The following is a 26,993-nucleotide window of genomic DNA, read 5'->3' as shown; positions in this document are numbered from 1 at the left end:
AGCGCGCCCGGTTCACGCCTCCGGCACCTGGCTGCTCAGGCCAGTGACGGATCCACCACCAGCACCACCTTGCCCTGCACCTGGTTGCTCGCCAGCGCCTCGAAGGCCGCCCCGGCGTCGCCGATCGGGAAGGTTCGCTCCAACTGCGCGCGGAGTTTCCCGGCGGAGAACAATGGCCAGACCTTCAGGCCCAGCTCGGCGATCAGCTGCGCCTTGAAGTCGGCGTCGCGGGTGCGCAGGGTCGACCCCGTCAGCTGGATACGCTTGCCCAGCAGTTGCGCCAGGTCCAGCTGCGCCTCGCGACCGCCCATCAGGCCGATGATCACCCAGCGCCCGTCGCGCCGCAGCAGCTCCAGGTTGAGCGCCGCATAGCGGGCGCCGACCGGGTCGAGGATCACGTCGAACGGCGCGAAGTCGCGCAGCGACTCCAGGCTCTGCTTGCGCAGCACGCCGCCGGCGGCACCGAGGGACTCGCAGTAGGCCAGGCGCTCGGCGGAGCCGACGCTGACCCAGCAGGGATTGCCGAACGCCTTGCACAGCTGGATGCCGGCCGAACCGACGCCGCTGGCGCCGGCGTGCAGCAGCACCTTCTCGCCGGGCTGCAACGCCGCCAGCTGGAACAGGTTCAGCCAGGCCGTGGCGTAGACCTCCGGAATCCCCGCCGCCTCCGCCAGGCTCAGCCCTGCCGGGACCGGCAGCACGTGGCGCGCGTCCACCACCACTTCCTCGGCCATGCCGCCGCCGGCGAGCAGCGCGCAAACCCGGTCGCCGACCTGCCAGGTGCTGCCCGCGCCCACCTCGCTGACCACTCCGGAGCACTCGAGCCCCAGCGCCGGGCTGGCGCCGGGCGGCGGCGGGTAGAGCCCGGCCTTCTGCAACAGGTCGGCGCGGTTGAGTCCGGCGGCCGCCACGCGGATGCGGATTTCGCCCTGGCCGCAGGACGGGACGGCGATTTCCGACCACTCGACACGACCTTCGATACCTTGCAATGCGTTCACGCTGCCTCCATAGTGGGGTTGTCACGGCCCGATCACCCAGAGTCGGGCTTTTTGCATTGCGCCAAGGGAACCCGGCGCCGGCTAATAAGGCCTAATATGCGTCATTACTCCGCGATCAGTCGAATCAGCATGAAGCGTTTTCTGCCCCGTACCGCCCTGTTGCTCCTCCTCGGCGCCAGTTCGCTGCCGCTGTTCGCCTCGACCGCCGTCTCCGTCGGCAGCGGCCCCCAGAACCCCTGGGACAGCCTGCAGCCGGACCGCGAGCAGGTCATCGCCAGCCTCAACGTGGTGGAACTGCTCAAGCGTCATCACTACAACAAGCCGCCACTGAACGACGAGCGCTCGGCCAAGATCTACGACAGCTACCTGAAGATGCTCGACCCGGCGCGGATGTACTTCACCGCCGGCGACATCGCCGAGTTCGATCGCTGGCGCAACAGGTTCGACGACTTCCTCAAGAGCGGCGACCTGGATCCCGGCTTCGTCATCTACAAGCGCCACCTCGACCGCCTGAGGGGCCGCCTCGACTATGCCCTGGCGATGCTCGACAAGGGCGTCGACAAGATCGACTTCAGCGTCGACGAGAGCCTGCTGATCGACCGCGAGAAGGCTCCCTGGGCTAAGGACACCGCAGAGCTCGACGACCTCTGGCGCAAGAAGGTCAAGGACGAGGTCCTGCGCCTGAAGATCACCGGCAAGGACGACAAGGCGATCCAGGAACAGCTCACCAAGCGCTACAAGAACCAGCTGTCGCGCCTGAAGCAGACCCGCAGCGAAGATATCTTCCAGGCCTACATCAACGCCTTCGCCCAGTCCTACGACCCGCATACCCAGTACCTGTCGCCGGATAACGCGGAAAACTTCGACATCAACATGAGCCTCTCGCTGGAAGGCATCGGCGCGGTGTTGCAGAGCGACAACGACTACGTCAAGGTCGTGCGCCTGGTACCGGCCGGCCCGGCGGCGAAGAGCAAGCAGATCGCCACCTCCGACAAGATCATCGGCGTCGCCCAGGGCAAGGGCGAGATGGTCGACGTGGTCGGCTGGCGCCTGGACGAAGTGGTCAAACTGATCCGTGGGCCGAAAGGTTCGCAGGTGCGCCTGGAAGTGATCCCGGCGAGCAACGCGCCGAACGACCAGACCAGCAAGATCGTCGCCATCACCCGCGAGGCGGTGAAGCTGGAAGACCAGGCGGCGAAGAAATCCATCATCAATGTCGACCACGAGGGCCGCAGCTACAAGCTCGGCGTGATCGACCTGCCGGCCTTCTACCTGGACTTCAAGGCCTACCGCGCCGGCGACCCGAACTACAAGAGCACCACCCGCGACGTCAAGAAGCTGGTCGCCGAACTGCAGAAGGACAAGGTCGACGGCATCGTCCTCGACCTGCGCAACAATGGTGGCGGCTCCCTGCAGGAAGCCACCGAGCTGACCGGCCTGTTCATCGACCAGGGCCCGACCGTCCTGGTGCGCAACAGCGACGGTCGCGTCGACGTGCTCAACGACGACGAAGGCAAGGCCTTCTACACCGGCCCGCTGGCGGTGCTGGTCAACCGTCTTTCGGCCTCCGCCTCGGAGATCTTCGCCGGCGCCATGCAGGACTACCACCGCGCGCTGATCCTCGGTGGACAGACCTTCGGCAAGGGCACCGTGCAGACCATCCAGCCGCTCAACCACGGCGAACTGAAGCTGACCCTGGCGAAGTTCTACCGTGTCTCCGGGCAGAGCACCCAGCACCAGGGCGTGATCCCGGACATCAGCTACCCGTCCATCGTCGACGACAAGGAAATCGGCGAAAGCGCCCTGCCCGACTCGATGCCGTGGGACACCATCCGCCCGGTGGTGAAGGACGAGGCCAATCCGTTCAAGCCGTTCCTCGCGCAACTCAAGGCCCAGCACGACGCGCGCACCGAGAACAACGCCGACTTCGTCTATGCCCGCAAGCGCCTGGCCCTGGCCCAGGAGCTGATGAAGGAGAAGACCGTCAGCCTGAACGAGGCCAAGCGTCGCGCCCAGCAGACCAGCATCGAGAACCGCCAGTTGGCCATGGAGAACGCCCTGCGCAAGTCCAAGGGCCAGGAACCGCTGAAGGAACTCAAGCGCGAGGACGAGAACGCCCTGCCAGAAGAGGACGACAAGACCAAGCCGCAGGACGACGCCTACCTCACCGAGTCCGGGCACATCCTGCTGGACTACCTGAACCTCAACTCGGCGGTGGCCAAGCACTGAGTTCAGCGGGAGCGTCATAAAACAGACATGGGACTGTCGTGAAATACGGGGCCGGTTGCACAACCGGCCCTTTTCATTCCGACGAGACCGTCCCATGACCGTCACCGAGCAGTTGAGCGCCCTGGACAGCATCCTGGCCCATGGCGACCTGCACTGCCTGTTCCAGCCCATCCTCTCGCTTTCCGAGCGGCGCCTGGTCGGCTACGAAGCGCTGACCCGCGGCCCATCCAACAGCCCCTTGCATTCGCCCCTGGCGTTGTTCGCCGTCGCGCGCCAGTGCGGGCGGCTGAGCGAACTGGAACTGCTTTGCCGGCAATGCGCTTTCAGGCGCTTCCGCGACATCCAGGGCGACGCCATGCTGTTCCTCAACGTCTCGCCGGAATCCCTCCTCGAGGCCGGCCATCCGCCCGGCCGCACCCTGCAATTGCTGCAACAGTTGGGGATCTCGCCGAACCGGGTGGTGATCGAGCTGACCGAGCAGACTCCCATCGACGACTTCGACCTGCTCGACACCGCACTGCACCACTATCGCGCCATGGGCTTCTCCATCGCCCTCGACGACCTCGGTGCTGGCTACTCCAGCCTGCGTCTGTGGTCCGAATTGCGTCCCGACTACGTGAAGATCGACCGCCACTTCGTCGACGGCATCCACCTGGATCCCGTGAAGCGCGAGTTCGTCGGCTCCATCCTGAAGATGGCGCGGGCCTCCCGCGCCCAGGTGATTGCCGAGGGCATCGAGCTGGCGGAGGAACTGGCGGTGCTCAGCGAGATGGGTGTCGATCTGGTACAGGGCTATCTGTTCGGCCGACCGCAGGAGCATCCGGCGACCGATGTGCAGCAAATGCTGCCCGGCGCCACCGGCTCCCCCCCAGTTCCAGGCGACCAGCCCGGCGATCTGCGCACGCTGCTGCTGCAACAGCGTGCGGTCGACACGCGCACGTCGACCCAGGACGTGGTGGAAATCTTCCGCCGCCAGGTCAATCTGAATTCCCTGGCGATTGTCGACGAAGAACTTCGACCGTCCGGAATCGTCCACCGCCACGCGCTCACCGACGCCTTGCTCCGGCCCTTCGCCTGCGACCTGTTCCTGCGCAAGCCGATCAGCCGCCTGATGAGCGACGATTTTCTCGCCGTGGAACTCGGTCAGACCCTGCAGCAGGTCAGCCGCTTGCTGACCAGCCGCGCACGCCAGCGTATCGAGGAAGACTTCATCATCACCCACGCCGGGCGCTATGCGGGGATGGGCCGGGTGATCGACGTGCTCAGGCTGATCACCGAGGAAAAGATCCAGCAGGCCCGGCACGCCAATCCGCTCACCCTGCTGCCCGGCAACGTACCGATCCAGCAATGCCTCGAACGCCTGCTGCAGCAAAGGCGCGAAGCGGTTATCTGCTACGTCGACATCGACAGTTTCAAGCCCTTCAACGATCTCTACGGCTACGCCCGCGGCGACGAGGTCCTGCTGTGCCTGGCGCAGTGCCTGAGCGAACGGATCGATCCAGGCTGCGAGTTCGTCGGTCACATCGGCGGCGACGACTTCATGCTGGTGCTCGGTCCCGAGGACTGGCGCAGGCGGATCAACCGGCTGCTGGAAACCTTCCAGGGCCAATGCCGGCGCTTCTACAGCCGCGAACACCTGGAAGCCGGTTGTTTCGTCGCGCACAACCGCCAGGGCCAGCGCGAGGAGTACCCGCTGCTGTCATTGTCCGTCGGCGTGGTGCATCTGCCGGCCGAGGCCTGCCAGGGCATGGATGCCGCGCACCTGGCGACGCTGGCCTCCGAGGCCAAGCACCAGGCCAAGGCGGTGCCAGGCTACAGCCTGCACCTGATCGAGGCCGCCTGAGCCGTTCGCCAGACTAGAGGCCGAGCGCGGATGCCCGTTGCGCATAGTGGTCGGCGCGCTTGCCGTCCGGCGCCAGGCCGGGGCCGCCATCCCGGTACAGCTCCGCCAGCTTGCGCGCCGCCAGCGGGTGCCCCGCCTCTGCCGCCTGCGCCCAGTGGCGGCTGGCCGCCAGTGCGTCCGGCGCTTGCCGCGCGTCGCCCTTGAGCGCCTGCACGCCTAGCTGGTAGGCCGCTTTCGCATCGCCCGCGCTGGCGGCCAGACGCAGCAGGCGCAGGCCTTCCTCGCGCGCGCCGAAACCCTGGCCGCGGAACAGCAGCAGGTGACCATAGAAAGCCTGGGCGTCGCGATGCCCCAGGTTGGCCATGCGCGAGAATTGGCCCTGCATCCATTGCCAGGCTCGCGGCTGCTTGACCAGCCAGGGCCACCCCATCAATTGCCGGGCCACGGCGTAACCGAGGCGCGCGCGCAGGCGCCAGATCCATTCAGAGTTCATCGGGATACTCGAATTCGAACACGCGGACCACTTCCGCCGCATGCCAGCCGGCCGCGGCCGGGCCGTCCGGCGGGCCGGAAAAGCGTCCGAGACGCTCCACGCACTCGAAGAAACCGGTGCGCGGCAAGCGGCTGGCGCCCTGGCTGATCACCAGCGAACTGCGCAACGGTCGCCCCGAGCGCGCATCCAGGGATGCCAGGTGCTCGAGGGCCGCGGTGAGCGTGGTCATCGCCGGGGTCGGCAGTTGCAGGCGCTCGATCAGCGCCCGGTAGGTGAGCAGATGGCGCTGGCGGCGCGCATCCTCGATTTCCAGCAGCAGGCTATCCCAGTGTTTACGACTGATCAGCACACTCAAGGTCAGGCCCCCGTCGCTTTGCCCAGCACGCGCTCCAGGGCGAACTGGATGGCCTCGCTGGCCTCCCGCTCGCCACGCTCGATCATTGCCATGTAGGAAGGACTGATACCGACGTCCCGGGCCACTTGCTCCAGGCTCAGGCCCCGCGCCTCGCGGCGCTCCAGCAGGCTTGCGCCAGCCGGCGCCGACGCTGGCGCCTGCACGGGGGCGCTGGCGGCCGGACGTCCGGCGGCGGCCAGCAACGCCTGGTATTCGGCCCAGGGCAGCACTGCGTATTCCGCCTCACCGTCTCGGGTGATCACTTGGACATTCATGTCGGTCTCCTTGCAAGCCGCCATCTTAACAGGCAGCGCCCGGCTGCGGACTGGCTATACTGCTGCCCTGGTCACACAGTCTGCCTGGTGAAGGAGTCCGCGGGTGCGCCGGACAAGTCTTGGTTTGTGCATCCTGCTGGGAGTCGGACAGGCTTTCGCCGCCGAGCTGCGCTGGGGCTTCAGCCCCGCCGACGGCATGCCCTACGTGGACATCGTCGATCATCGGCTGCGCGGCGGCTTTACCCGCCAGTTGGGCGAGCAGGTCGCGCAGCGGCTGGGACTGTCGCTGCGTTTCGTGGAAACGCCGAACCGAAGGATCGACGGCTTCATGGCCAGCGGACATATTCACCTGATCTGCAACTCCAACCCCGGATGGGATAGCAAACCCGAGCGCTACCATTGGTCTCCCGCCCTCTTCGAAGAGCAGGATGTCCTGCTGCAGCGCAACGACCAGCCGGCGATCCGCGAATTCGCCGAGCTGCGCGGCAAGACCCTGGGTACAAGTCTAGGCTATGTCTACGCCGACGAGCTGATGCGTGCCTTCGCGGCCGGCGAAATCCGCCGGGAAGATACCCGCGACCTGCGCAGCCGCGTGCAGATGCTCAAGCGCTCGCGGCTGGACGCCGCCGTGGACATGCGCCGCCCGCTGCTCTACCTGGCGCGCCGGCATCCGGAACTGGGCCTGCGCGTGAGTCCGCTGGTGCTGCAGAGCTACCGCATGCACTGCATCTATGGCGGGCAACTACCGGTACCCGCCGAAAGTATGGATGCAGTGTTCGCCGAGATGGTCAGGGACGGCAGCATCGAGCGCCTGCTCGAGGCCAGCCAGCAGCAGCCTCAGGAGCGCTGAACGCGCTCCGCCCGGGGTGCCGGAAGCTCCTTCGGCGCCTGCCGCGTCTCGACGCTCTGGGCGTCGCGCCAGGCCTTGAACGCATCCAGTTCGGACTGCCAGCGCCGGACCACCCAGGCCAGCACGGCGAGATCGTCGAGCAGGCCGACGCCGAAGATGAAGTCGGGGACGATATCCACCGGCGAGAGAAAATAGGCCAGCGCCGCGATCACCGACAGCAACGCCTGGCGGCTGAGCCCGCGATACTCGCCGCGCACCCAGGCCCCCAGCAATTCCTGCAGCAGGCGCAGGTCGCTTTTCACCAGTTTCAGGCGCGAGCGCTTGCGTGCTACCGCAATCAACAATGCCGGCACCCGACCGCGAGCCAGGAAACGCTCCGCGATCCCTAGGTAACGACCGAAACCTCGTGGCGCATCCATCCTTTCACCTCGCTGAAGCGCTTGTCTTCGAGCCTCTCCGGGTTATCCACGCATACTGTGGATAACCTTGTGAACAGCCCCCCCCTTCCGCCGATGAGAAGCCCGTAGCTACGGGCTTTCCGACAGATCGGACACTTTTTAGACAATGCTCTAAAAGCATTGAAAATCAAGGATTTGACCTAACGCAACGGGCAACCCGAGGTCAATACCGTAGGTCGGATCGACGTGCGACAAATGTGTGCATAAGGGTAACACCGGCCTCATCCCCGTCTTGGTTTCAGACTCCTGGCATCTCGTCAGGGTTCAGCCGGGAAGCCAAACGAAAACGCCCCGTCCAGGACGGGGCGTTTCATCTGTCGCGACGGAAGAATTACTTCTTCGCGTCCGCCTTGGCTTCGGGCTGCGCGCTCGCGCCGGCCTCGGGTTCCGCGTCCGGCTTGGACGGGTCCTTGATGCCGAGCAGCTCCATGTCGAAGACCAGTACCGAGTTGGCCGGGATCGCCGGGCTCGGGCTCTGCGCGCCGTAGGCCAGTTCGCTGGGGATGTACAGCTTGATCTTCTCGCCGACGTGCATCAGTTGCAGGGCTTCGACCCAACCCGGGATCACGCCGCTGACCGGCAGGTCGATCGGGCTGCCACGCTCGATGGAGCTGTCGAAGACGGTGCCATCGGTCAGGCGGCCCTCATAGTGCACGGTCACCACGTCGGTGGCCTTCGGCTGCGGGCCATCGGCCTTCTTCACGATTTCGTATTGCAGGCCGGAGGCGGTGGTGGTCACGCCGTCACGCTTGCCGTTTTCCTCGAGGAACTTCTTGCCGGCCTTGGCGTTTTCGTCACCGATGGCGGCCATGCGCTCTTCGGCACGTTTCTGCAGGAAGGCGAAGGCCTCGGTCAGCTCTTCATCGGTGAGCTGCTGCTTCTTCTTGCCGAGGGCGTCTTCGATACCCTTGGCGACGGCCTTCGAATCCAAGTCGTCCATGCCTTCCTGGGAGAGGCTCTTGCCCATGTTCAGGCCGATGCCATAGGAAGCTTTTTGCGCCGGGGTCTTCAACTCAACGTTGGTCTGCGAATCGCAGCCGGAGAGAACCAGACCGACCAGGGCGATCGCTGCTGCCAACCGATGTTGTTTCATGCTGAGTCCTTTAATCTGTTCGCCGCTCGGGCATATTCGATGAAGCCGCGAGCTTAGCAGGCTGTCGCGACCAGTGGCTATGGGCAATAGGAACAGGTGCGCACGGATAAGTTCAAGGCCGAACCGGCCGAAAAATGAAGGAGATAGCAGAACGAGCGAAAGGATTCGCAAGGTGCGGAAAACGAAGAAAGGAATCGAAAAGCTTCGAAGGAAAAACGCGAGGAAAGCGAAGGAAATGAAACAGAGAAAGGAAATGGCGCAGCGGACGGGACTCGAACCCGCGACCCCCGGCGTGACAGGCCGGTATTCTAACCGACTGAACTACCGCTGCGCGTAACTTGCGAGATTGGTGGGTGATGACGGGATCGAACCGCCGACCCTCTGCTTGTAAGGCAGATGCTCTCCCAGCTGAGCTAATCACCCTTCACTCTCGAAGTGGGGCGCATTCTACGGAGCGATTCGCCCCCTGGCAAGCCCCTCGATGAAAAATTTTTTCTGCCGTTCCAAGGAGTTAGCGACGGAGCGGGGTTGGCCTGAGCCGCCAGCGGCGGAATAATGGGTCCTTTGTGCCCGGAGAGAACGACCCCATGTGGTTCCGCAATCTGCTCGTCTACCGCCTCACCCAGGATCTGCAGCTGGATGCCGACGCCCTCGAGAAAGCCCTCGGCGAAAAACCCGCCCGTCCCTGCGCCAGCCAGGAGCTGACCACCTACGGCTTCACCGCGCCGTTCGGCAAAGGTCCGGACGCGCCGCTGGTGCACGTCAGCCAGGACTTCTTCCTGGTCTCCGCACGCAAGGAGGAACGCATCCTGCCGGGCAGCGTCGTGCGTGACGCGCTGAAGGAAAAGGTCGACGAGATCGAAGCCCAGCAGATGCGCAAGGTCTACAAGAAGGAACGCGACCAGTTGAAGGACGAGATCGTCCAGACCCTGCTGCCGCGCGCCTTCATCCGCCGCTCCAGCACCTTCGCCGCGATCGCGCCGAGCCTCGGCCTGATCCTGGTCGACTCGGCCAGCGCGAAGAAGGCCGAAGACCTGCTCTCGACCCTCCGTGAAGCCCTCGGCTCCCTGCCGGTACGCCCGCTGAGCGTGAAGGTGGCGCCGACCGCCACCCTCACCGACTGGGTCAAGACCCAGGAAGCCGCCGGTGATTTCCACGTCCTCGACGAGTGCGAACTGCGTGACACCCACGAGGACGGCGGTGTGGTCCGCTGCAAGCGCCAGGACCTCACCAGCGAGGAAATCCAGCTGCACCTCACCGCCGGCAAGCTGGTCACCCAGCTGTCCCTGGCCTGGTCGGACAAGCTGTCCTTCGTCCTCGACGACAAGCTGGCGGTCAAGCGCCTGCGTTTCGAGGACCTGCTGCAGGAACAGGCGGAAAAGGACGGCGGCGAAGACGCCCTCGGCCAACTCGACGCCAGCTTCACCCTGATGATGCTGACCTTCGCCGAATTCCTCCCGGCGCTCTTCGAAGCCCTCGGCGGCGAAGAGATTCCCCAGGGCGTCTGACGCCCCTCCTCTCCCGGCGGCGCCCGCCGCTGGGAGACTCGCATCCGGCATGGCAGACTGGCATCCGTCCAATAACAAGGAAAGCCCATGCGTGCCCTGACCGCCCTGAGCCGTTTCGTCAGCGCCACCTTCCCGTTCTGGGTCCTGCTGTTCGCCATCCTCGCCTTCTGCCGGCCTGCCTGGTTCCTCCCGCTCACCGCTGCCATCGCGCCGCTGCTCGGCCTGGTGATGTTCGGCATGGGCCTGACGCTCAAAGGCGAAGACTTCCGTGAGGTCGCCCGGCATCCCCTGCGGGTGCTGATCGGCGTGCTCGCCCAGTTCGTCATCATGCCCGGCCTGGCCTGGCTGCTCTGTCGCCTGCTGCAGTTGCCGGCGGAAATCGCCGTAGGCGTGATCCTGGTCGGCTGCTGTCCGGGAGGCACCGCGTCCAACGTGATGACCTGGCTGTCGCGCGGCGACGTCGCCCTGTCGGTGGCGATCACCTCCGTGACCACCCTGCTCGCGCCCCTGGTTACCCCGGCGCTGGTCTGGCTGCTGGCTTCGGCCTGGCTGCCGGTGTCCTTCGCGGCGATGTTCCTGTCGATCCTCCAGGTGGTGCTGGTACCCATCGCCCTCGGCCTGCTGGCACAGCGCCTGCTCGGCGAACGCAGCCGGCACGTGGCGGAGGCGCTGCCGCTGGTCTCGGTGTTCAGCATCGTGGTGATCATCGCCGCGGTGGTGGCCGCCAGCCAGGCGCGGATCGCCGAATCCGGCCTGCTGATCATGGCCGTGGTAATGCTGCACAACGGTTTCGGCCTGCTGCTCGGCTACCTCGTCGGCAAGCTGACCGGCATGCCGCTGGCGCAACGCAAGGCGCTGGCCATCGAGGTCGGCATGCAGAACTCGGGACTCGGCGCGGCGCTGGCCAATGCGCACTTCTCACCGCTGGCGGCGGTGCCCAGCGCCCTCTTCAGCGTCTGGCACAACCTCTCCGGCTCGCTGCTTGCCACGTTGTTCCGGCGCCTGGACGACACCCCGCGCTGAGCCTGGCACGCAGCGGGAACCCTTGTCCTGGCGGCCGATCCATGCACAATACCGGCCGCTGTGGGGACGACCTCACCACCCGCCGCCGGCGGGTGACCGAACGGGGACGGCCCCACCATCCGCCCTGGAGATCGCCATGTCCTGGATCATCCTGTTTTTCGCCGGCCTGTTCGAAGTGGGCTGGGCCGTTGGTCTGAAATACACCGAAGGTTTCAGCAAGCCGCTACCCACGGCGCTCACCGTGCTCGCCATGCTGGTCAGCCTGGGCCTGCTCGGCCTGGCCATGAAGCAACTGCCGCTGGGTACCGCCTATGCGGTCTGGACCGGGGTCGGCGCGGTCGGCACGGTGATCGCCGGGATCGTCCTGTTCGGCGAATCGATGGCGCTGATCCGACTGGCCAGCGTGGCCCTGATCGTCTGCGGTCTGATCGGTCTGAAGCTGAGCCATTAGACATCCATCGAATATGCGCCGTGGGGTATCGCTTTCCGCAGTTTTATCGCGTACTCTGCGACCACTGTGCTTGCTTGGGTCACAGTGAATCGTGACCTGGTGTGGTAGATCTCGGTCCGCTCATCGCCTCGGCTCCTCGTACTCTTTGCAACTCAGTACCTACCGGCTCGGACGTTTCCGACGCCGCAATCAACTTTGTTTCAGGAGTTACACCATGTCGAATCGTCAGAACGGCACCGTAAAATGGTTCAACGACGCCAAAGGCTTCGGCTTCATCACCCCGGAAAGCGGTAACGACCTGTTCGTTCACTTCCGTTCCATCCAGGGCACCGGCTTCAAGAGCCTGCAGGAAGGCCAGAAGGTTTCCTTCGTGGTCGTCAACGGCCAGAAAGGCCTGCAAGCCGACGAAGTACAAGTCATCTGACTTGTAGTTCGCCAAAAAAAGCCCCGGCATCGCCGGGGCTTTTTTGTTTCCGCCCTCCTCTCAGCGCGCCTCGCCGCGCAGTTTCGCTACCCGCGCCTGCAGGTCGAGACGCTCCACCGCCTGCGGTGCCACCGACTCGCCGGCGACCAGCCTGACCCGCGACCACAGGCGGCGGAAGAAGCCCTTGTTCGGATCACGGCTGAAGAAGCTGCCCCACAACCCCTGCAACGCCATCGGGATCACCGGTACCGGGGTTTCCTCGATGATGCGCTCGATGCCGGCGCGGAATTCGTTGATCTCGCCGTCGGCGGTCAGCTTGCCTTCCGGGAAGATGCATACCACTTCCCCGTCCTCCAGGTAGTCGGCGATGCGCTGGAAGGCCCGTTCGTAGATCCCCTCGTCCTCGTGGCGCGCGGCGATCGGCACCGCGCCGGCGGTGCGGAAGACGAAGTTGAGCACCGGCAGCGAGAAGATCCTGTAGTACATGACGAAGCGCACCGGTCGCCGGATCGAACCAGCGATCAGCAGCGCGTCGACGAACGAGACATGGTTGCACACCAGCACCGCCGGGCCTTCGTCCGGAATCTCGTCCAGGTTCACATGCTCCACCCGGTACAGGGTGTGGCTGAGCAGCCAGACCAGGAAGCGCATGGTGAATTCCGGGACGATCTTGAAGATGTACACGTTCACCGCGACGTTCATCAGCGACAGGGCGAGGAACAGCTGCGGGATCGACAGCTTGGCGACGCTGAGGAAGAGGATGGAGACCAGCGCCGCGGCGACCATGAACAGGGCGTTGAGGATATTGTTCGCGGCGATCACCCGGGCCCGCTTGTCCTCGTCGGTGCGCGCCTGGATCAGGGCGTACAGCGGCACGATATAGAAGCCGCCGAAGATGCCGATGAACAGGATGTCGGCGAGCACCGCCCAGGTCTCGTGGTGACGCAGCACCGCCAGCCAGTCGTAGGGCACCTCGCCTTGGGGAATGCCACCGGCGTGCCACCAGAGGAGGATGCCGAACAGGGTCAGGCCGATCGAGCCGAACGGCACCAGGCCGATCTCCACCTTGCGCCCGGAAAGCTTCTCGCACAGCATCGAGCCCAGCGCGATGCCCACCGAGAACACCGTGAGGATCAGGGTCACCACGCTCTCGTCGCCGTGCAGCCATTCCTTGGCGAAGGTCGGGATCTGCGTCAGGTAGACCGCGCCGAGGAACCAGAACCAGGAGTTGCCCACCAGCGAGCGCGACACCGCCGGGCGCTGGCCGAGCCCCAGGCGCAGGATGCTCCAGGACTGGGCGAAGATGTTCCAGTCGAGCTTCAGTTCCGGCAACGCCGCCGCCGCGCGCGGAATGCCGCGGCTGGCCAGGTAGCCGCAGGCGGCCACCAGCACCACGGCGACAGCCACAGCGGTGGCGTAGCGCTCCTGGGACATCAGCACGCCGGCGCCGATGGTACCGGCGAGGATCGCCAGGAAGGTGCCCATTTCCACCAGGGCGTTTCCGCCGACCAGTTCGTCCTCGCGCAGGTGCTGCGGCAGGATCGAATACTTCACCGGGCCGAACAGCGCCGAATGGGTACCCATGGCGAACAGGGCGACGAACATCAGCGGCAGGCTGCCGAAGAGGAAGCCGGCGCCGCCGACCAGCATGATGCCCACCTCGGCCAGCTTCAGCGCGCGCATCAGCGCGTCCTTGTTGTACTTCTCGCCGAACTGCCCGCCGAGCGCGGAGAACAGGAAGAACGGCAGGATGAACAGCAGCGCGCAGAGGTTGACCAGCAGGCTGCGGTCGCCGCTGACGCTGAGGTGATAGAGGATGGCGAGGATCAGCGATTGCTTGAAGATGTTGTCGTTGAATGCGCCGAGCAGCTGGGTGATGAAGAACGGCAGGAAGCGCCGCTTGCCCAGCAGGGCGAATTGCGAGTGTTGGGTCATCGTCCTTGTTACCTTGCGTGGCCGCCGAAAGGAAGCCCGTCATCGATTGGACTGCATGGACCGCGGATCAGGCCACAGCGTTCCGACGGATATTCCGCGCCCATCATAGAACAGGCGTCCGCGTTGCCGCAGGACACCTGTCGTCGGACGATACGCAACGTCGCACCGGAATATTCAGAAACCGACGCTGGCCTGCATGAACAAGGTGCGCGGCTGGCCCACGTAAATTCCCGAATTGTTGTCGCTGGAGCGGGTGAAATACTGCTTGTCGAACAGGTTCTTCACTCCCAGGCCGAGCTTCAGGTTCGACGCCTGCGGGCCGAAGTCGTAGCCGACCCGCGCGTTCCAGGTCACGTAGCCGGGGATATCGCCGTACTGGCCGTCGCCGCTCGGCTCGGTGATGTAGTTGTGGGTGAAGTTGCCCTGGCTGTCGGTGCTCAGTCCCGGCGCCCGCTGCATGGACTGGGCGAAGGCATCCAGGTTGTAGGTCCAGCGCTCGACCTCGTAGCGCAGCCCGGCAGTGGCCACCCTGCGCGAGTAGAGCGGCAGGTCGCGGCCCTTGAAGGACGGGAGGTCGCCTTCGTAGGTGGCGCGGGTATAGGTGAGGCTGCCGTAGACCGAGAGACCGTCCAGGCGCGGGTCGAGAGCGGCGAAGTCATAGTGGCCGGAAGTCTCGATGCCCTGATGCTTGGTCGCGCCGAGGTTGGTCCAGCCGACGTCGTTGCTGACGTATTGCAGTTCGTCGTCGAAGTCGATGTAGAACAGCGTGATCTCGCCGCCCCAGCTGCCGTTATCGTAGCGCGTGCCCAGCTCGTAGGTCTTGGCCTTCTCCGGCTCCAGGCCGGCGGCGGTGTCGTTGCCGCTGCCGCCCTGGCCGAGCTGGAAGTACTGCAGGCTGCCGAACGACTCGGAGTAGTTGGCGAACAGCTTCCACTCGTCGCTGAGGTGGTACATCAGGCTCAGCGCCGGCAGCGGCTCGTTGTAGTCCTTGCTGCGCTTCTTCTCCTGCACCGGCCTGCCGTTCAGTCCGAGTACCGGACGCTCGCGCCAGTCGCTGTCGATCTTCTCGAAGCGGATGCCGGGGGTGATGGTCCAGTTGCCGACGTCGATCCTGTCGTCGATGTAGAAAGCGCTGGCCTCGGTGCCGCCGGTGCGGTCCTGGTAGGTATGGCCGTCCGCCCCCGGCCGGACCGTCGGCACGTTGTCGACCAGGGCCAACTGGCTGGCGCGTTCGTTCATCGCCTCCTTCAGGTAGCGATAGCCGACGCTGACCTCCTGGGTGGTCGGACCGGCGAAGAAGATCCGCGAGACCCGCGGCTCCACTGCGAACACATGATAGTCGCGCGGATACGAAGTGATGGTCCGCAGGTTCCGCGCGGCGATGCGGCTGCCGCGGAAGCTGTCGCTGTAGTAGGTGAGCAGTTCGAAGCGGGTGAGGTCATCCACCTGCCGGATGTATTTCAGCGAGAAGTCTTTGCGCCGGCCGCGGAAGTTGTCCCAGTCGCGCAGCGACTGGTAGGGATCGTCGTCGTACTGCGCCTGGGTCAGGCCGCCCGGCATGTCGGCGTAGGCGTCGTAGTAGTGGAAGTTGGCCGCCAACTGGTCGCTGTCGGTGAGCTGCCAGTGGGTCTTGAGCAGCACGTCGTCGATATCGTTGTCGTTGTTGCCGTCGCGGTAGTCGGCGCCCTTCACCCCGGAATACAGCAGCGCCACGCCCAGGCCATTGTCGGCGGTCCCGCCGAGGAACGCCTGGTTGAGCTTCTTCCAGCCGCCGTGGCCGGCATGCTCGAGAGTGGTGCCGACCTCGCCGGAGAGCTTCTCCGGAATCGCCCGGGTCACGAAGTTGATCACCCCGCCGACGTTCTGCGGGCCGTAGCGCACCGAGCCAGCGCCACGCACCACGTCGATGCTTTCCAGGTTGCCGATGGACAGCGGCATCATCGACAACTGCGGCTGGCCGTAGGGCGCCACCGCCGCCGGCACGCCGTCGATCATCACCGTCGAGCGCGGCGACAGGCGTGAAGTCAGGCCACGCACCCCGACGTTCAGGGAAATGTCGCTGCCGCCGGTGCCGTTGTTGTCCTGCACCTGTACGCCGGGCACCTTGCGCAGCACGTCGCGGACATTCTGCGCGCCGCTCTCGACCATGTCCTTGCGACGCACCACGCTGCGCGCGCCGGGATGGTTCTGCACCACCGCCTGGTCAGCCTCGCCGAGCCAGTCACCGACCACGGTCAGTGTGCCCAGCTCCTTGCTGCCCTCGTCGGCCAGCACCGACGACAGCGGCACACCCAGCGCGATGGCAACGGCCAGGCGCGACAACGTATTCACGGACGACATCGAGGCTCCCCCACGGACGCACGAAAAAGTGGGGCGCAAATTAAGGCAAATCGTAAAAAACGTAAATAGTAACTATTTTCAAATGTGAGCTTGACTTATTCGCACATCGTCAAGGACGAGCGCGCACAGGCCGCGCGGTACTCGCCCGGCGCCACGCCGTAGGCCTGCTTGAACTGGCGACCGAGATGGCTCTGGTCGGCGAAGCCCAGTTCCAGGGCGACATCCAGCGGCGCCCGGCCATTCTTGAGCAGCGCCCTGGCCTGTTCCAGGCGCCGTTGCCGGAGCCAGGCATGCGGCGGCATCCCGGTGGCGCGGCGGAACACCCGGGCGAAGTGGAACGGCGACAGATTCACCGCAGCCGCCAGTTCTTCCAGCGACGGCGGGTCGAGCAAACGCGCCGCCAGCAACTCGCGGGCGCGGGCGACCGCCAACGGTTCCGACCCGGCCTTCGGCGCCTCCGGCAGGCGGGCGTGGCGACGGAACAGGGCGAGCAGCGTCTCGCGCCAGCAGGTCTGGGTTTCCAGGCTGCCGGCGTGGTCGGCCAGCAAGCGGTGCAGATGGACGAAGGCGCGCGCCAGGGGCTGGTCATGGACCACGCTGTCGGCGAAACGCGGCACCCCGCCGTGGCGGATTTCCAGCTCGTCGAGGATACTGGCGATCTGCTCCACCTCCGGGTAGTAGCCGCGATAGAGCCAGCCGGAGTCATGGGCCTTGGAGCCGGTGTGCACTTCGTCGGGGTTGATCAGCACCATGCTGCCCCAGGGCGCCAGGTGCTCGCCGCCGCGATGGCGGAAGCGCTGCGCGCCCTGCTCGATGAAGACCAGGGCGAAGCCGCTGTGCACATGGGGGGCGAAACGCTGCTCGACGTAGCGCGCATGCAGCAACTCGACGCCGCCCAGTTCGGCGGCGCGCCAGAAATGCGTATGTTCTCCGCTCGTCTCGTCCGGCACTGCCGTCTCCTCGTTCGCCCGTGCGGACGGGCCGCCCAGCATACCGCGGGCGTGGCGGGACCGGGATCAGCCGGTGAAACTGGCTTCCAGCGCGGACTTGACCTGGGGCCATTCGTGGTCGGTGATGCTGTAGACGATGGTGTCGTCGAGACGCCCGCCGGCCAGGCGCCGCTGGTTGCGCAGCAGGCCCTCGCGCTGGGCGCCGAGCTTGTCGATGGCGCCCTGGGCGCGCAGGTTGCTCGCCGCCGTGCTGAACTGCACGCGGACCATGCGCAGGTTGTCGAAGGCATGCTTGAGCATCAGGTACTTGATCATGCGGTTCAGGCCGCTGCCGTGCTGGGCCTGGTCGAGCCAGGTCCAGCCGATCTCGCAGGCCGGCAGGGCGGGAAGGAATTCGGCGAAGCGCGTGGTCCCGACCAGTTGCACGCCCAGGCGTACCGCCAGCGGCAACGCGCGTCCCTCGCGCTGGTCGGCGATGCCCTGGCGATACCAGTCCGGGCGCGTCGGTCCGTCCATGTACTGCAGTGCCTCGCGGTTGGCTTCGGCAAGGCTCACCAGCTCGGGAATGTCCGCTTCCACCAGCGGCTCGAGCCGCAAGGCTCCACGCTGCAGGGTGATAGGTAGCGGCTTGAACATGGGCGCCCTCCTCGACATCGACGCAAAACTCCGCTCCCATCAGAGCGTAGCGGCCGCGTTTAGTGCCGCAGCCGAAACCGGCTACGATGAACGGACAGCCGGCCGCCGGGGCCGTCCGCGCTCACGCAGCCCGGCACGCTACCAAACTCCGCGCGTCCGGCTCAAGCATGGCTGCGACCTTGGTCGCAGGCGGCCTGACGCGCGGGCCGACAAGTGCGAAACTGGCGCAAAGCAAGACCCCCGCCTCACGCCTGCTTCACGCGGGGACATCATCGGAGTTCGCATGTCGCTGTCCATCGGGCTGATCGCCGTGGTCGCCCTGGTCTACATGGCCATCCTGTTCGCCATCGCCTTCTATGGCGATCGCCGCCGCACCCCGCTCTCCCCCCGCCTGCGCGCCTGGGTCTACAGCCTCTCCCTGGCGGTGTACTGCACCAGCTGGACCTTCTTCGGCGCGGTCGGCCAGGCCACCGACCAGCTCTGGTCGTTCCTGCCGATCTACCTCGGGCCGGTGCTGCTGATGCTGTTCGCGCCCTGGGTGCTGCAGAAGATGATCATGATCAGCAAGCAGGAGAACATCACTTCCATCGCCGACTTCATCGCCGCCCGCTACGGCAAGTCGCAGGCGCTGGCGGTGGTGGTGGCGCTGATCTGCATGGTCGGCGTGCTGCCCTACATCGCCCTGCAACTGAAAGGCATCGTCCTCGGGGTGAACCTGCTGATCGGCTCCGGCGCCGACTCCACCGGTACCCGCGCCCAGGACACCGCACTGATCGTGTCGCTGGTGCTGGCGCTGTTCACCATCGTCTTCGGCACCCGCAGCCTCGACGTCACCGAGCACCACCGCGGCATGGTCCTGGCCATCGCCTTCGAGTCGCTGGTCAAGCTCACCGCCTTCCTCGCCGTGGGCATCTTCGTCACCTTCGGCCTCTACGACGGCTTCGCCGATCTGTTCTCCCAGGCCCGCGCCGCGCCGCAACTGGCGGACTACTGGGAAGAGACCGTGCACTGGCCGGCGATGCTGCTGCAGACCGGCGTGGCGATGACCGCGATCATGTGCCTGCCGCGCCAGTTCCACGTCACCGTGGTGGAGAACATCGAGCCGCGCGACCTCAACCTGGCACGCTGGGTGTTTCCCCTCTATCTGGTGCTGGCCGCGCTGTTCGTGGTGCCGATCGCCCTCGCCGGGCAGTTGCACCTGCCCGCCGGGGTGATGCCGGACTCCTTCGTCATCAGCCTGCCGCTGGCCGAGGCGCACCCGGCGCTGGCCCTGCTGGCGTTCATCGGCGGCGCCTCGGCCGCCACCGGAATGGTGATCGTGGCCAGCGTGGCGCTGTCGACCATGGTCTCCAACGACATGCTCCTGCCCTGGCTGCTGCGGCGCCGGGAAAAGGACACCGAACGGCCCTTCGAGGCCTTCCGCCACTGGCTGCTGACCGTGCGCCGGGTGAGCATCGCGGTGATCCTGCTGCTCGCCTACGTGGCCTACCGCCTGCTCGGCTCCAGCGCCAGCCTGGCGACCATCGGCCAGATCGCCTTTGCCGCCATCGCCCAGCTCGGCCCGGCGATGATCGGCGCGCTGTACTGGAAGCAGGCCAACCGCCGCGGGGTCTTCGCCGGCCTCGCCGCCGGCTCCCTGCTGTGGGCCTATACCCTGGTCCTGCCGGTGGTGGCCAAGGGCCTCGGCTGGCCGCTGGAACGCATTCCCGGCCTGACCTGGCTGGCGAGCAACCCGTTCGGCCTGCCGATCGAACCGCTGACCCAGGGCGTGCTGATCTCCCTGGTCGGCAATTTCGCCCTGTTCGGTCTGGTCTCGGTGCTCTCGCGCACCCGTGTGTCCGAGCACTGGCAGGCCAGCCGCTTCATCGGCCAGGAGATTTCCCAGCGGCAGAACTCGCGCTTCATGCTCGCGGTACAGGTGGAAGACCTGCTGATGCTCGCCGCGCGCTTCGTCGGCGAGGAACGCGCGCGGCAAAGCTTCATCCGCTTCGCCTACCGCCAGGGCAAGGGCTTCACTCCGAACCAGACCGCCAACAACGAGTGGATCGCGCACACCGAGCGCCTGCTCGCCGGCGTGCTCGGCGCGTCCTCGGCGCGGGCGGTGGTGAAGGCCGCCATCGAGGGCCGCGAGATGCAGGTGGAGGACGTGGTGCGGATCGCCGACGAAGCCTCCGAGGTGCTGCAATTCAACCGCGCCCTGCTGCAGGGCGCGATCGAGAACATCACCCAGGGCATCAGCGTGGTCGACCAGTCGCTGCGCCTGGTGGCCTGGAACCACCGCTACCTGGAGCTGTTCGAGTATCCCGACGGGCTGATCTACGTCGGCCGGCCGATCGCCGACATCATCCGCTACAACGCCGACCGCGGCCTGTGCGGCCCGGGGGACCCGGACATGCACGTGGCCAAGCGCCTTTACTGGATGCGCCAGGGCACCCCGCATACGTCCGAGCGGCTGTTCCCCAACGGCCGGGTCATCGAGCTGATCGGCAACCCGATGCCCGGCGGCGGCTTCGTCATGAGCTTCACCGACATCACCGCCTACCGCGAGGCCGAACAGGGCCTCAAGGGCGCCAACGAATCGCTGGAGCAGCGTGTCCAGGAGCGTACCCAGGAACTCTCGCAGCTGAACCAGGAACTCAGCGAGGCGAAGAGCAACGCCGAGGCCGCCAACCAGTCGAAGACCCGCTTCCTCGCCGCCGTCAGCCACGACCTGATGCAGCCGCTGAACGCCGCGCGGTTGTTCTCCGCGGCGCTCGCCCACCAGGATGCGCTGCCCGGCGAGGTCCGCGACCTGGTGCAGCATCTCGATTCCTCGCTGCGTTCCGCCGAGGACCTGATCACCGACCTGCTGGACATCTCGCGCCTGGAAAGCGGCCGGGTCAGCGCCGAACGCAATCCGTTCCCGCTGAACAACCTCTACGATGCCCTCGGCGTCGAATTCAAGGCGCTGGCCCAGGAACAGGGCCTGCATTTCCGCCTGCGCGGCAGCCAGCTGCGGGTGGACAGCGACATCAAGCTGCTGCGACGCATCCTGCAGAACTTCCTGACCAACGCCTTCCGCTACGCCAAGGGCCACGTGCTGCTCGGCGTGCGTCGCGAAGATGGCTACCTGCGCCTGGAGGTCTGGGACCAGGGCCCGGGCATCCCGCCGGACAAGCAGAAGGTCATCTTCGAGGAGTTCAAGCGCCTGGACAGCCACCAGACCCGCGCCGAGAAGGGCCTGGGCCTCGGCCTGGCGATCGCCGACCGGCTCTGCAAGGTCCTCGGCCATCCGCTGGAAGTGCGCTCCTGGCCGGGCAAGGGCAGCGTCTTCAGCGTCCGCGTGCCGCTGGCGCGCCAGGCGCCACCGGTCCTCGCCAACGGCCACAAGGCCGAGCCAGCGCAGGCGCTGAACGGCGCCCAGGTGCTCTGCGTGGACAACGAGGACAGCATCCTCACCGGCATGAACAGCCTGCTCAGCCGCTGGGGCTGCCAGGTCTGGACCGCGCGCAGCCGCGACGAGTGCGCGGCGTTGCTGGACAGCGAGATGCGTCCGCAACTGGCATTGATCGACTATCACCTGGACGATGGCGAGACCGGCACGCAACTGATGGCCTGGCTGCGCACACGCCTGGGCGAACCGGTGCCGGGCGTGGTGATCAGCGCCGACGCGCGACCGGAGCTGGTGGCGGAGATCCATGCCGCCGGCCTCGACTACCTGTCCAAGCCGGTCAAGCCGGCCGCGTTGCGCGCCCTGCTCAGCCGCCACCTGAGCCTGCGCTGAGCGGGCCTCAGTGACGGCGGATCAGCAGCGCGCGTATCTGCTGCGCGGTCTCGCCGTCGACCTCCGCGAGCATCCGTACCTTGCCGGCCACCAGCGCCGCCAGCGGCGTTCCGTCTCGATAGAGCAGGCGGTTGCCGGTCAGCGCCGGGACCCGTTCGCCGGGTAGCAGGCCGCCGACCAGGTTCAACGGGTCGACCGCCGACACCACCAGCATCGCCCCGTCCGGCGGTCGCTTGCGTACCTCGCGCAACAGGCCGAGCGCTTCCGGCAGGGCGAACTGCTCGCCGGCCAGGCCGGCGATGAAGCGCCCGCCGCGAATCTCGCCACGCGCTTCCAGGCGATGGAAGACGCGCAGCAGCTCGCGCCACGGCGGCAGCCAGTCGGCCTCGCGCTCCAGCAGGCGCCAGGCGACCACCCCATAGCGCCGCAGCAAGGTCCGGGCGACATGTTCGAGGACTTCCGCCGGCAAACGCTGCCCCGCCTCTTCCACCTTCGTCCGGCGCAGCGGCGCCCAGCGCCCGGCGTCCTGCATGCCGCCCGGCAGGCCGCGCGAGCGGCGCTCCTGGCGGCTGCGCTTGTCCGCCGGCATCAGCAGGGTGCGCAGCCCGGCGAAGCTGTCGGCGTTGACCCGGCCGACCGAGACCAGCTCGCCGAGGGCGTTCTCCAGCTCGCTGCGCAGCAGGTGGGCGTCCTGGCCCAGTTCGTCGAAGAACGAGGCGCCCTGCTCGCGCAGCACCTCCAGCACCCGGGCCGCGCGCGGCGACAGTTCCGGCTCCGGCGCGTCGCGCTGCAAGGCGCTCCAGAGTCCCAGCTCGCGGCGCGGCAGGAGGACGATCGGCGCACTGCGCAGCGGTCCGCCGGAGGCCTTGCTGCGTCCGGCCAGACGCGCCCAGACGATGCGCCCGGAGCGACACAGCTGGTCCAGCCAGTGGCTGGAGTAGTCGCCCACCCGCGCTGCCAGCAGTTCGCTTTCCCAGGCGGCCGCCGCGGCCTGGAAGCCTTCCAGTTGCTCGACCACCGTAGCCAGGGACTCCGCTCCCCGGCCACGGGTCGCCGGCGCCAGGCGCTGCCAGTCGAACAGGAAGCGCATGAAGTCGGCGCGCTCCACCGGCTCGATTTCCCGGCGCAAGCGCTTCACCGTGTAGCGATGGATACGCGCCAGCAGGTGGCGTTCGCACCACTCCTCTTCCACCGCGCCAGGACTGAAGCGGCCACGCAGCACATAGCCTTCCCGCTCCAGGGCGGCCAACGCGTACTGCTGGTCGGCCAGGCCGATACCCAGGTCGGCCGCCAACTGCCCGGCCGTGCGCGGTCCGAAGCCACCCAGGCGGGCACGGGTCAGCTCCACCATCGCCGCCTCCGCCGAGTCCGGCGGCGGATAGCCGCGAGGTGCCTGGAAAGCGCCGGGCACCCTCGCCGCGGGATGCACCATGCGCATCGCCGGCAGGCGCTCCGCCGCCAGCCAGAGACCGCTCCCTGCGCACGCCAGGCATCCGGCGCGGTGTTGCCCCGACAACTCCAGCAGCCATTGCGCCCAGCCAGGGTTGGCCTCGGCCTCGGCCACGGTGAGAAAGCCCAGGCTATTCAGCGCCTCGTGCATCTCGTCGGCGCTGCGTACGTCCGGCCAGGCTTCGCCGCGCACCGCCTCGATCGCCTCGGCGTCCAGCGCGCCGAGATCGTCGGCGGACTCCGGATCGCTCCAGCGCCGGTTCTGTACCGCCTGGGTGCGGCGCTCCTCCAGCGGCGCGTCATCGAGGAAGGCGTAGGGGCGCGCGCTGAGGATTTCCGCCGCCAGCGCCGAGGGCGCCGGCAGGTCGCGCGCCAGCAGGTCCACCGCGCCGCCCTCCATGTCGCGCAGCAGGGCCAGCCAGCCGTCGCAATCCATCGCCTCGTGCAGGCAGTCGTCGAGGGTCTGCGCCACCAACGGATGATCGGGTACCTCGCGCTCGCCGACGATGTTCTCCAGGCACGCCACCTGATCGGGGAACACGCTGGCCAGCAGATCCTCGCTCTTCATCCGCAGCAACTGCGGCGGCACCTTGCGACCGCCGGCGTAGCGCGGCAAACCGAGCGAGGTGGTCAGGTTCCAGCGCCAGCGCACGCCGAACAGCGGTGCGTCGAGCACGGCTTGCACCAACAGGTGCTCGGCGCTCGCCGAATGCAGGTAGCGCCAGACCTCGTCGAGGGGGAAGCTGTGGCTGGTGGACAATGAGAGAATGATCGCGTCTTCGGTGGCCGCCGCTTGCAGCTCGAAGTTGAAGCTGCGGCAGAAACGCTTGCGCAGCGCCAGGCCCCAGGCGCGGTTGAGGCGGCTGCCGTGGGGACTGTGGATGACCAGCTGCATGCCGCCGGACTCGTCGAAGAAGCGTTCCATTACCAGCCGCCGGCTCCCGGGCAGGCCGCCCAGGGCCTGGCGGGCGCGCGCCAGGTATTCGACGATCTGCCGCGCGACGCCATCGTCCAGTCCGAGGGTGGCGCCGAGCCAGGCGATGGCCGGCTCCAGCCGCTGCCCCTCCGGCAATGCCTGGCCTTCGCCGAGCAGCTCGTCGAGGGTGTCGCACAAGCGCGCCACGCTGGCCGACAACTCGTCGCTGCGCCCCGGCGCCTCGCCGAGCCAGAACGGGATGTTCGGCGGCTGGCCCTGGGCGTCCTCGACCCGCACCCGTCCCGGCTCGATGCGGATGATCCGGTACGAGGTGTTGCCCAGCTGGAATACGTCGCCGGCCAGGCTCTCCACCGCGAAGTCCTCGTTGACCGTCCCCACCAGCAAGCCCTGCGGCTCCAGCAGCACGCTGTAGTCGCCGGCATCGGGAATGGTCCCGCCCGAGGTCAGCGCGGTCAGCCGCGCGCCACGGCGGCCGCGGAGCAGGCCGTTGAGCGCATCGCGATGGAGATAGGCGCCGCGCACGCCGAGGCGTGAGTGGTAGCCCTCGGCGAGCATCCGCAGGACTTCGTCGAAGCGCTCGCGCTCCAGTCCGGCGTATGGCTCGGCACGGATCACCAGGCGATAGAGGTCGTCCTCGCGCCATTCCTGGCAGGCCACCTCGGCGACGATCTGCTGCGCCAGCACATCCAGCGGCTGGCGTGGCAGCACCAGGCTGTCCAGCTCGCCACGGCGCACGCTGTCGAGCAGCGCTGCGCATTCCACCAGGTCATCGCGGGAGGTCGGGAACAACCGGCCCTTGGGGGTGCCGCCGACGCTGTGCCCGGAACGCCCGACCCGCTGCAGGAAGGCGGCGATGGAGCGCGGCGAGGACAACTGGCAGACCAGCTCGACGTCGCCGATATCGATGCCCAGCTCCAGCGAGGCGGTCGCCACCAGTACCTTCAATTGCCCGGCCTTCAGGCGCTGTTCGGCGTCCAGGCGCAGCTCCTTGGCCAGGCTGCCGTGGTGGGCCGCCACCCGTTGGCTGCCAAGGCGTTCGGCGAGGAAACGGGTGACCCGCTCGGCCATGCGCCGGGTATTGACGAACACCAGGGTGGTGCGGTGCTCGCCGGCCAGGCACGCCAGGCGGTCGTAGACCAGTTCCCAGGCATCGTTGGACATCACCGCTTCCAGCGCCACCGGCGGCACCTCGATGGCCAGGTCGCGCTGACGCGTATAGCCGATGTCGACGATCCGGCAGGCCGGATCGCGCGGATCGCCGCTGGCGCCGACGAGGAAGCGCGCGACTTTCTCGATCGGCTTCTGCGTGGCGGACAGCCCGATCCGCAGCAGCGGTCGCTGGCACAGCGCCTGCAGGCGCTCCAGCGACAGCGCCAGGTGGCTGCCGCGCTTGCTGCCGGCCAGGGCATGGATCTCGTCGACGATCACGCTGCGCACCCCGGCGAGCATCTGCCGTCCCGACTCCGAGCCGAGCAGGATGTACAGCGATTCCGGGGTGGTCACCAGGATGTGCGGCGGGCGCTTGCGCATCGCCCCGCGCTCGACCTGCGGCGTATCGCCGGTGCGCACCGCGCTGCGGATGTCGACGTCGGGCAGGCCGAGACGCGCCAGTTCCTCGCGGATGCCGGCCAGCGGTTGTTCGAGATTGATGCGGATGTCGTTGGACAACGCCTTCAGCGGCGACACATAGACCACCTGGGTAGCGTCCGCCAGCTCGCCGCCGGCGGCCAGGCCCTCCACCACCAGGGTATCGATGGCGGCGAGGAAAGCGGTCAGGGTCTTGCCCGAACCGGTGGGCGCGGCGACCAGGGTCGAGAGGCCGGCGCGGATCGTCGGCCAGGCCTCGACCTGGGCCGGCGTGGGCGCGGCGAAGTGGCGTTCGAACCACTGGCGGACGGCGGGATGGAACTCCGCCAGGGGCCGCGGAGCGGGCTCGGCGCGGCGGGCGGAAGAGGATGAAATAGGCATCATGCTCCGCACTATGGTGGCGCCGCGGGCGACTCACAAGGCCCGTCGATCGCCGGTCGGGCGCAATCTCAGAGCCCGGCGACGAAACGGTCGAAACGCTCGGCGTGCAGCGCTTCGCTGCCGTTCTCCTCGAGCAGCCGGCGGGCCTCGGCGGCCTTCGGCGTCTCGCCGCCGATCAGCCCGAGCAGGCGTTCGCCGCGCGGCGTGAGGACGAAGTTCTCGCCATTGCCGCCCTGCTCTTCCGGACGCGGCTCGATGAAACCGCCCTCCAGCAGGATCGCCTCGTAGTCGGCGGCCTTCTGCTTCAGCGCGTCCATGTCGCCGACCCGCTGCCCGGCCTGGGAGCGTTCCTCGGCCAGGCGTTCGGCATGGGCGCGCGGGGCGAAGTTCTCGTGGGCAGACTGCCGGACCTCCAGCAGCAACCGTTCGACCAGATCCCAATCGTGAGTCATGGCATACCTCCTGCGACGTAAGCGACGAGGGTTCCTCGCACCCTCTCTATCCGTGCGACCCGCAACCCGCCGCCGGGGTTCGAACCGATCGCCGTCCGGCGCCGAGGCTGAACTTTGCCGGCCCCACCGGGCTCCACCGCTCAGGCCCCCCACAGGAGTACGCCATGAAAGCGTTTTTCGCCCTCGCCAGCGCCTGCGCCTTGCTGGCCGCCGCGCCGGTCTTCGCCTGTTCCGAAGCGGAGGCGGAAAAGATGGGCAAGGAAGTCGCCAGCAAGGTCGCCTCGATCACCCAGAAGAACCCGCAACGAGCCAGGGAACTCAACGAGCAGTTGCGCCAGCGCCAGGAAGCCCGCTCGGAACGGAACCGGCCGAGCGATTGCGACGCCTACGCGCAGATGCTCAAGGAACTGGACCAGGAAAAAGGCGACGTGCAGCGCAACACTTCGCAGTGATCCGCCGGTTCGGGGTGTGGCGGCCCGGGACGGCGGGGTCCGGCGCCCCTGGCGGGCGCGCCGCCCACCCCA

At 67.1% G+C, this 26,993-nt stretch carries 21 protein-coding genes and 2 tRNA genes; 9 read left to right on the top strand and 14 right to left on the bottom strand.

Annotated elements, in window-relative coordinates:
• Positions 1-35 precede the first annotated feature (35 nt).
• Positions 36-998 (bottom strand): NAD(P)H-quinone oxidoreductase, encoded by a 963-nt coding sequence (locus PSPA7_RS08940; protein WP_012074962.1) that lies wholly within the window; start codon positions 996-998, stop codon positions 36-38.
• 129 nt (positions 999-1,127) lie between these two features.
• Here PSPA7_RS08940 and PSPA7_RS08935 point away from each other — a divergent pair, with 129 nt between their 5' ends.
• Together PSPA7_RS08935 and PSPA7_RS08930 are read left to right on the top strand one after the other, a co-directional pair.
• Entirely contained in the window at positions 1,128-3,227 is a 2,100-nt protein-coding gene (locus tag PSPA7_RS08935; protein ID WP_012074961.1) for a carboxy terminal-processing peptidase, read from the top strand.
• 94 nt (positions 3,228-3,321) lie between these two features.
• On the top strand, positions 3,322-5,070 hold the full coding sequence (locus PSPA7_RS08930; RefSeq protein ID WP_012074960.1) for a bifunctional diguanylate cyclase/phosphodiesterase: 1,749 nt from the start codon (positions 3,322-3,324) through the stop codon (positions 5,068-5,070).
• 13 nt (positions 5,071-5,083) lie between these two features.
• Here the strand turns inward: PSPA7_RS08930 and PSPA7_RS08925 are convergent, their stop codons facing one another.
• Genes PSPA7_RS08925 through PSPA7_RS08915 form a run of 3 tightly spaced genes read right to left on the bottom strand, consistent with a single transcriptional unit; the run spans position 5,084 to position 6,232 of the window.
• Positions 5,084-5,563: an SEL1-like repeat protein gene (locus PSPA7_RS08925; protein ID WP_012074959.1), complete on the bottom strand. Its 480-nt coding sequence runs from the start codon at positions 5,561-5,563 to the stop codon at positions 5,084-5,086.
• Positions 5,553-5,918: a hypothetical protein gene (locus PSPA7_RS08920; RefSeq protein ID WP_003114793.1), complete on the bottom strand. Its 366-nt coding sequence runs from the start codon at positions 5,916-5,918 to the stop codon at positions 5,553-5,555. The genes PSPA7_RS08925 and PSPA7_RS08920 overlap by 11 nt, the downstream gene beginning before the upstream one ends.
• A 2-nt stretch (positions 5,919-5,920) precedes the next feature.
• Positions 5,921-6,232, bottom strand: a complete 312-nt coding sequence (locus PSPA7_RS08915) for a helix-turn-helix domain-containing protein (protein WP_012074958.1) — start codon at positions 6,230-6,232, stop codon at positions 5,921-5,923.
• 103 nt (positions 6,233-6,335) lie between these two features.
• On the opposite strand from PSPA7_RS08915, the gene PSPA7_RS08910 reads away from it, so the two are divergent.
• Positions 6,336-7,082, top strand: coding sequence for a substrate-binding periplasmic protein (locus tag PSPA7_RS08910; protein ID WP_012074957.1), 747 nt, complete (start codon positions 6,336-6,338; stop codon positions 7,080-7,082).
• Here the strand turns inward: PSPA7_RS08910 and PSPA7_RS08905 are convergent.
• The 4 genes from PSPA7_RS08905 to PSPA7_RS08890 all read right to left on the bottom strand — a co-directional run bounded on the left by PSPA7_RS08905 (position 7,070) and on the right by PSPA7_RS08890 (position 9,056).
• Positions 7,070-7,501: a YkvA family protein gene (locus PSPA7_RS08905; protein WP_012074956.1), complete on the bottom strand. Its 432-nt coding sequence runs from the start codon at positions 7,499-7,501 to the stop codon at positions 7,070-7,072. The genes PSPA7_RS08910 and PSPA7_RS08905 overlap by 13 nt on opposite strands.
• A 370-nt stretch (positions 7,502-7,871) precedes the next feature.
• Positions 7,872-8,633 (bottom strand): BamJ family beta-barrel-assembly machinery protein, encoded by a 762-nt coding sequence (gene bamJ / locus PSPA7_RS08900; protein ID WP_003158049.1) that lies wholly within the window; start codon positions 8,631-8,633, stop codon positions 7,872-7,874.
• Positions 8,634-8,887: 254 nt separating this feature from the next.
• Positions 8,888-8,964 (bottom strand) — tRNA-Asp (locus PSPA7_RS08895).
• Between the two features lie 16 nt (positions 8,965-8,980).
• Positions 8,981-9,056, bottom strand: a tRNA-Val gene (locus PSPA7_RS08890).
• Positions 9,057-9,220: 164 nt separating this feature from the next.
• Between PSPA7_RS08890 and rdgC the strand changes: the two genes are divergently transcribed.
• From rdgC to PSPA7_RS08870, 4 genes are all read left to right on the top strand, one after another.
• Entirely contained in the window at positions 9,221-10,141 is a 921-nt protein-coding gene (gene rdgC, locus PSPA7_RS08885; RefSeq protein WP_012074955.1) for a recombination-associated protein RdgC, read from the top strand.
• Positions 10,142-10,228: 87 nt separating this feature from the next.
• Positions 10,229-11,164 carry a bile acid:sodium symporter family protein gene (locus PSPA7_RS08880; protein ID WP_012074954.1) on the top strand — a complete coding sequence of 312 codons (936 nt, stop codon included), beginning with the start codon at positions 10,229-10,231 and terminating at the stop codon, positions 11,162-11,164.
• Between the two features lie 136 nt (positions 11,165-11,300).
• On the top strand, positions 11,301-11,615 hold the full coding sequence (gene sugE, locus PSPA7_RS08875; RefSeq protein WP_003155402.1) for a quaternary ammonium compound efflux SMR transporter SugE: 315 nt from the start codon (positions 11,301-11,303) through the stop codon (positions 11,613-11,615).
• A gap of 214 nt (positions 11,616-11,829) precedes the next feature.
• Positions 11,830-12,039, top strand: coding sequence for a cold-shock protein (locus PSPA7_RS08870; RefSeq protein WP_003091604.1), 210 nt, complete (start codon positions 11,830-11,832; stop codon positions 12,037-12,039).
• Between the two features lie 60 nt (positions 12,040-12,099).
• On the opposite strand, the gene PSPA7_RS08865 is transcribed toward PSPA7_RS08870, so the two are convergent.
• From PSPA7_RS08865 to PSPA7_RS08850, 4 genes are all read right to left on the bottom strand, one after another.
• The gene (locus PSPA7_RS08865; protein WP_012074953.1) at positions 12,100-13,974 is read right to left on the bottom strand and encodes an MFS transporter; all 1,875 of its coding nucleotides are present in this window, start codon (positions 13,972-13,974) and stop codon (positions 12,100-12,102) included.
• A 174-nt stretch (positions 13,975-14,148) separates the two neighbouring features.
• On the bottom strand, positions 14,149-16,314 hold the full coding sequence (locus PSPA7_RS08860) for a TonB-dependent receptor family protein (protein ID WP_003155399.1): 2,166 nt from the start codon (positions 16,312-16,314) through the stop codon (positions 14,149-14,151).
• A gap of 95 nt (positions 16,315-16,409) precedes the next feature.
• Positions 16,410-17,264, bottom strand: coding sequence for a helix-turn-helix transcriptional regulator (locus PSPA7_RS08855; RefSeq protein WP_012074952.1), 855 nt, complete (start codon positions 17,262-17,264; stop codon positions 16,410-16,412).
• A 66-nt stretch (positions 17,265-17,330) separates the two neighbouring features.
• A complete protein-coding gene (locus PSPA7_RS08850) occupies positions 17,331-17,918 on the bottom strand; it encodes a GNAT family N-acetyltransferase (RefSeq protein ID WP_023443179.1) in 588 nt (195 codons plus the stop codon).
• Between the two features lie 265 nt (positions 17,919-18,183).
• Between PSPA7_RS08850 and PSPA7_RS08845 the strand changes: the two genes are divergently transcribed.
• Complete coding sequence (locus PSPA7_RS08845; RefSeq protein WP_012074951.1) at positions 18,184-21,663, top strand: PAS domain-containing hybrid sensor histidine kinase/response regulator; 3,480 nt, start codon at positions 18,184-18,186, stop codon at positions 21,661-21,663.
• A 7-nt stretch (positions 21,664-21,670) separates the two neighbouring features.
• On the opposite strand, the gene PSPA7_RS08840 is transcribed toward PSPA7_RS08845, so the two are convergent.
• Entirely contained in the window at positions 21,671-26,017 is a 4,347-nt protein-coding gene (locus tag PSPA7_RS08840; RefSeq protein ID WP_012074950.1) for a DEAD/DEAH box helicase, read from the bottom strand.
• 68 nt (positions 26,018-26,085) lie between these two features.
• Positions 26,086-26,469, bottom strand: coding sequence for a hypothetical protein (locus PSPA7_RS08835; protein WP_003091614.1), 384 nt, complete (start codon positions 26,467-26,469; stop codon positions 26,086-26,088).
• Between the two features lie 164 nt (positions 26,470-26,633).
• On the opposite strand from PSPA7_RS08835, the gene PSPA7_RS08830 reads away from it, so the two are divergent.
• On the top strand, positions 26,634-26,921 hold the full coding sequence (locus PSPA7_RS08830) for a hypothetical protein (protein WP_012074949.1): 288 nt from the start codon (positions 26,634-26,636) through the stop codon (positions 26,919-26,921).
• Positions 26,922-26,993 lie beyond the last annotated feature (72 nt).

It is taken from the genome of Pseudomonas paraeruginosa PA7 (assembly GCF_000017205.1).
GTDB lineage: Bacteria > Pseudomonadota > Gammaproteobacteria > Pseudomonadales > Pseudomonadaceae > Pseudomonas > Pseudomonas paraeruginosa.
The sequence above is the reverse complement of the archived record's forward strand: the minus strand, read 5'-3'. Positions and strand labels throughout refer to the sequence as shown.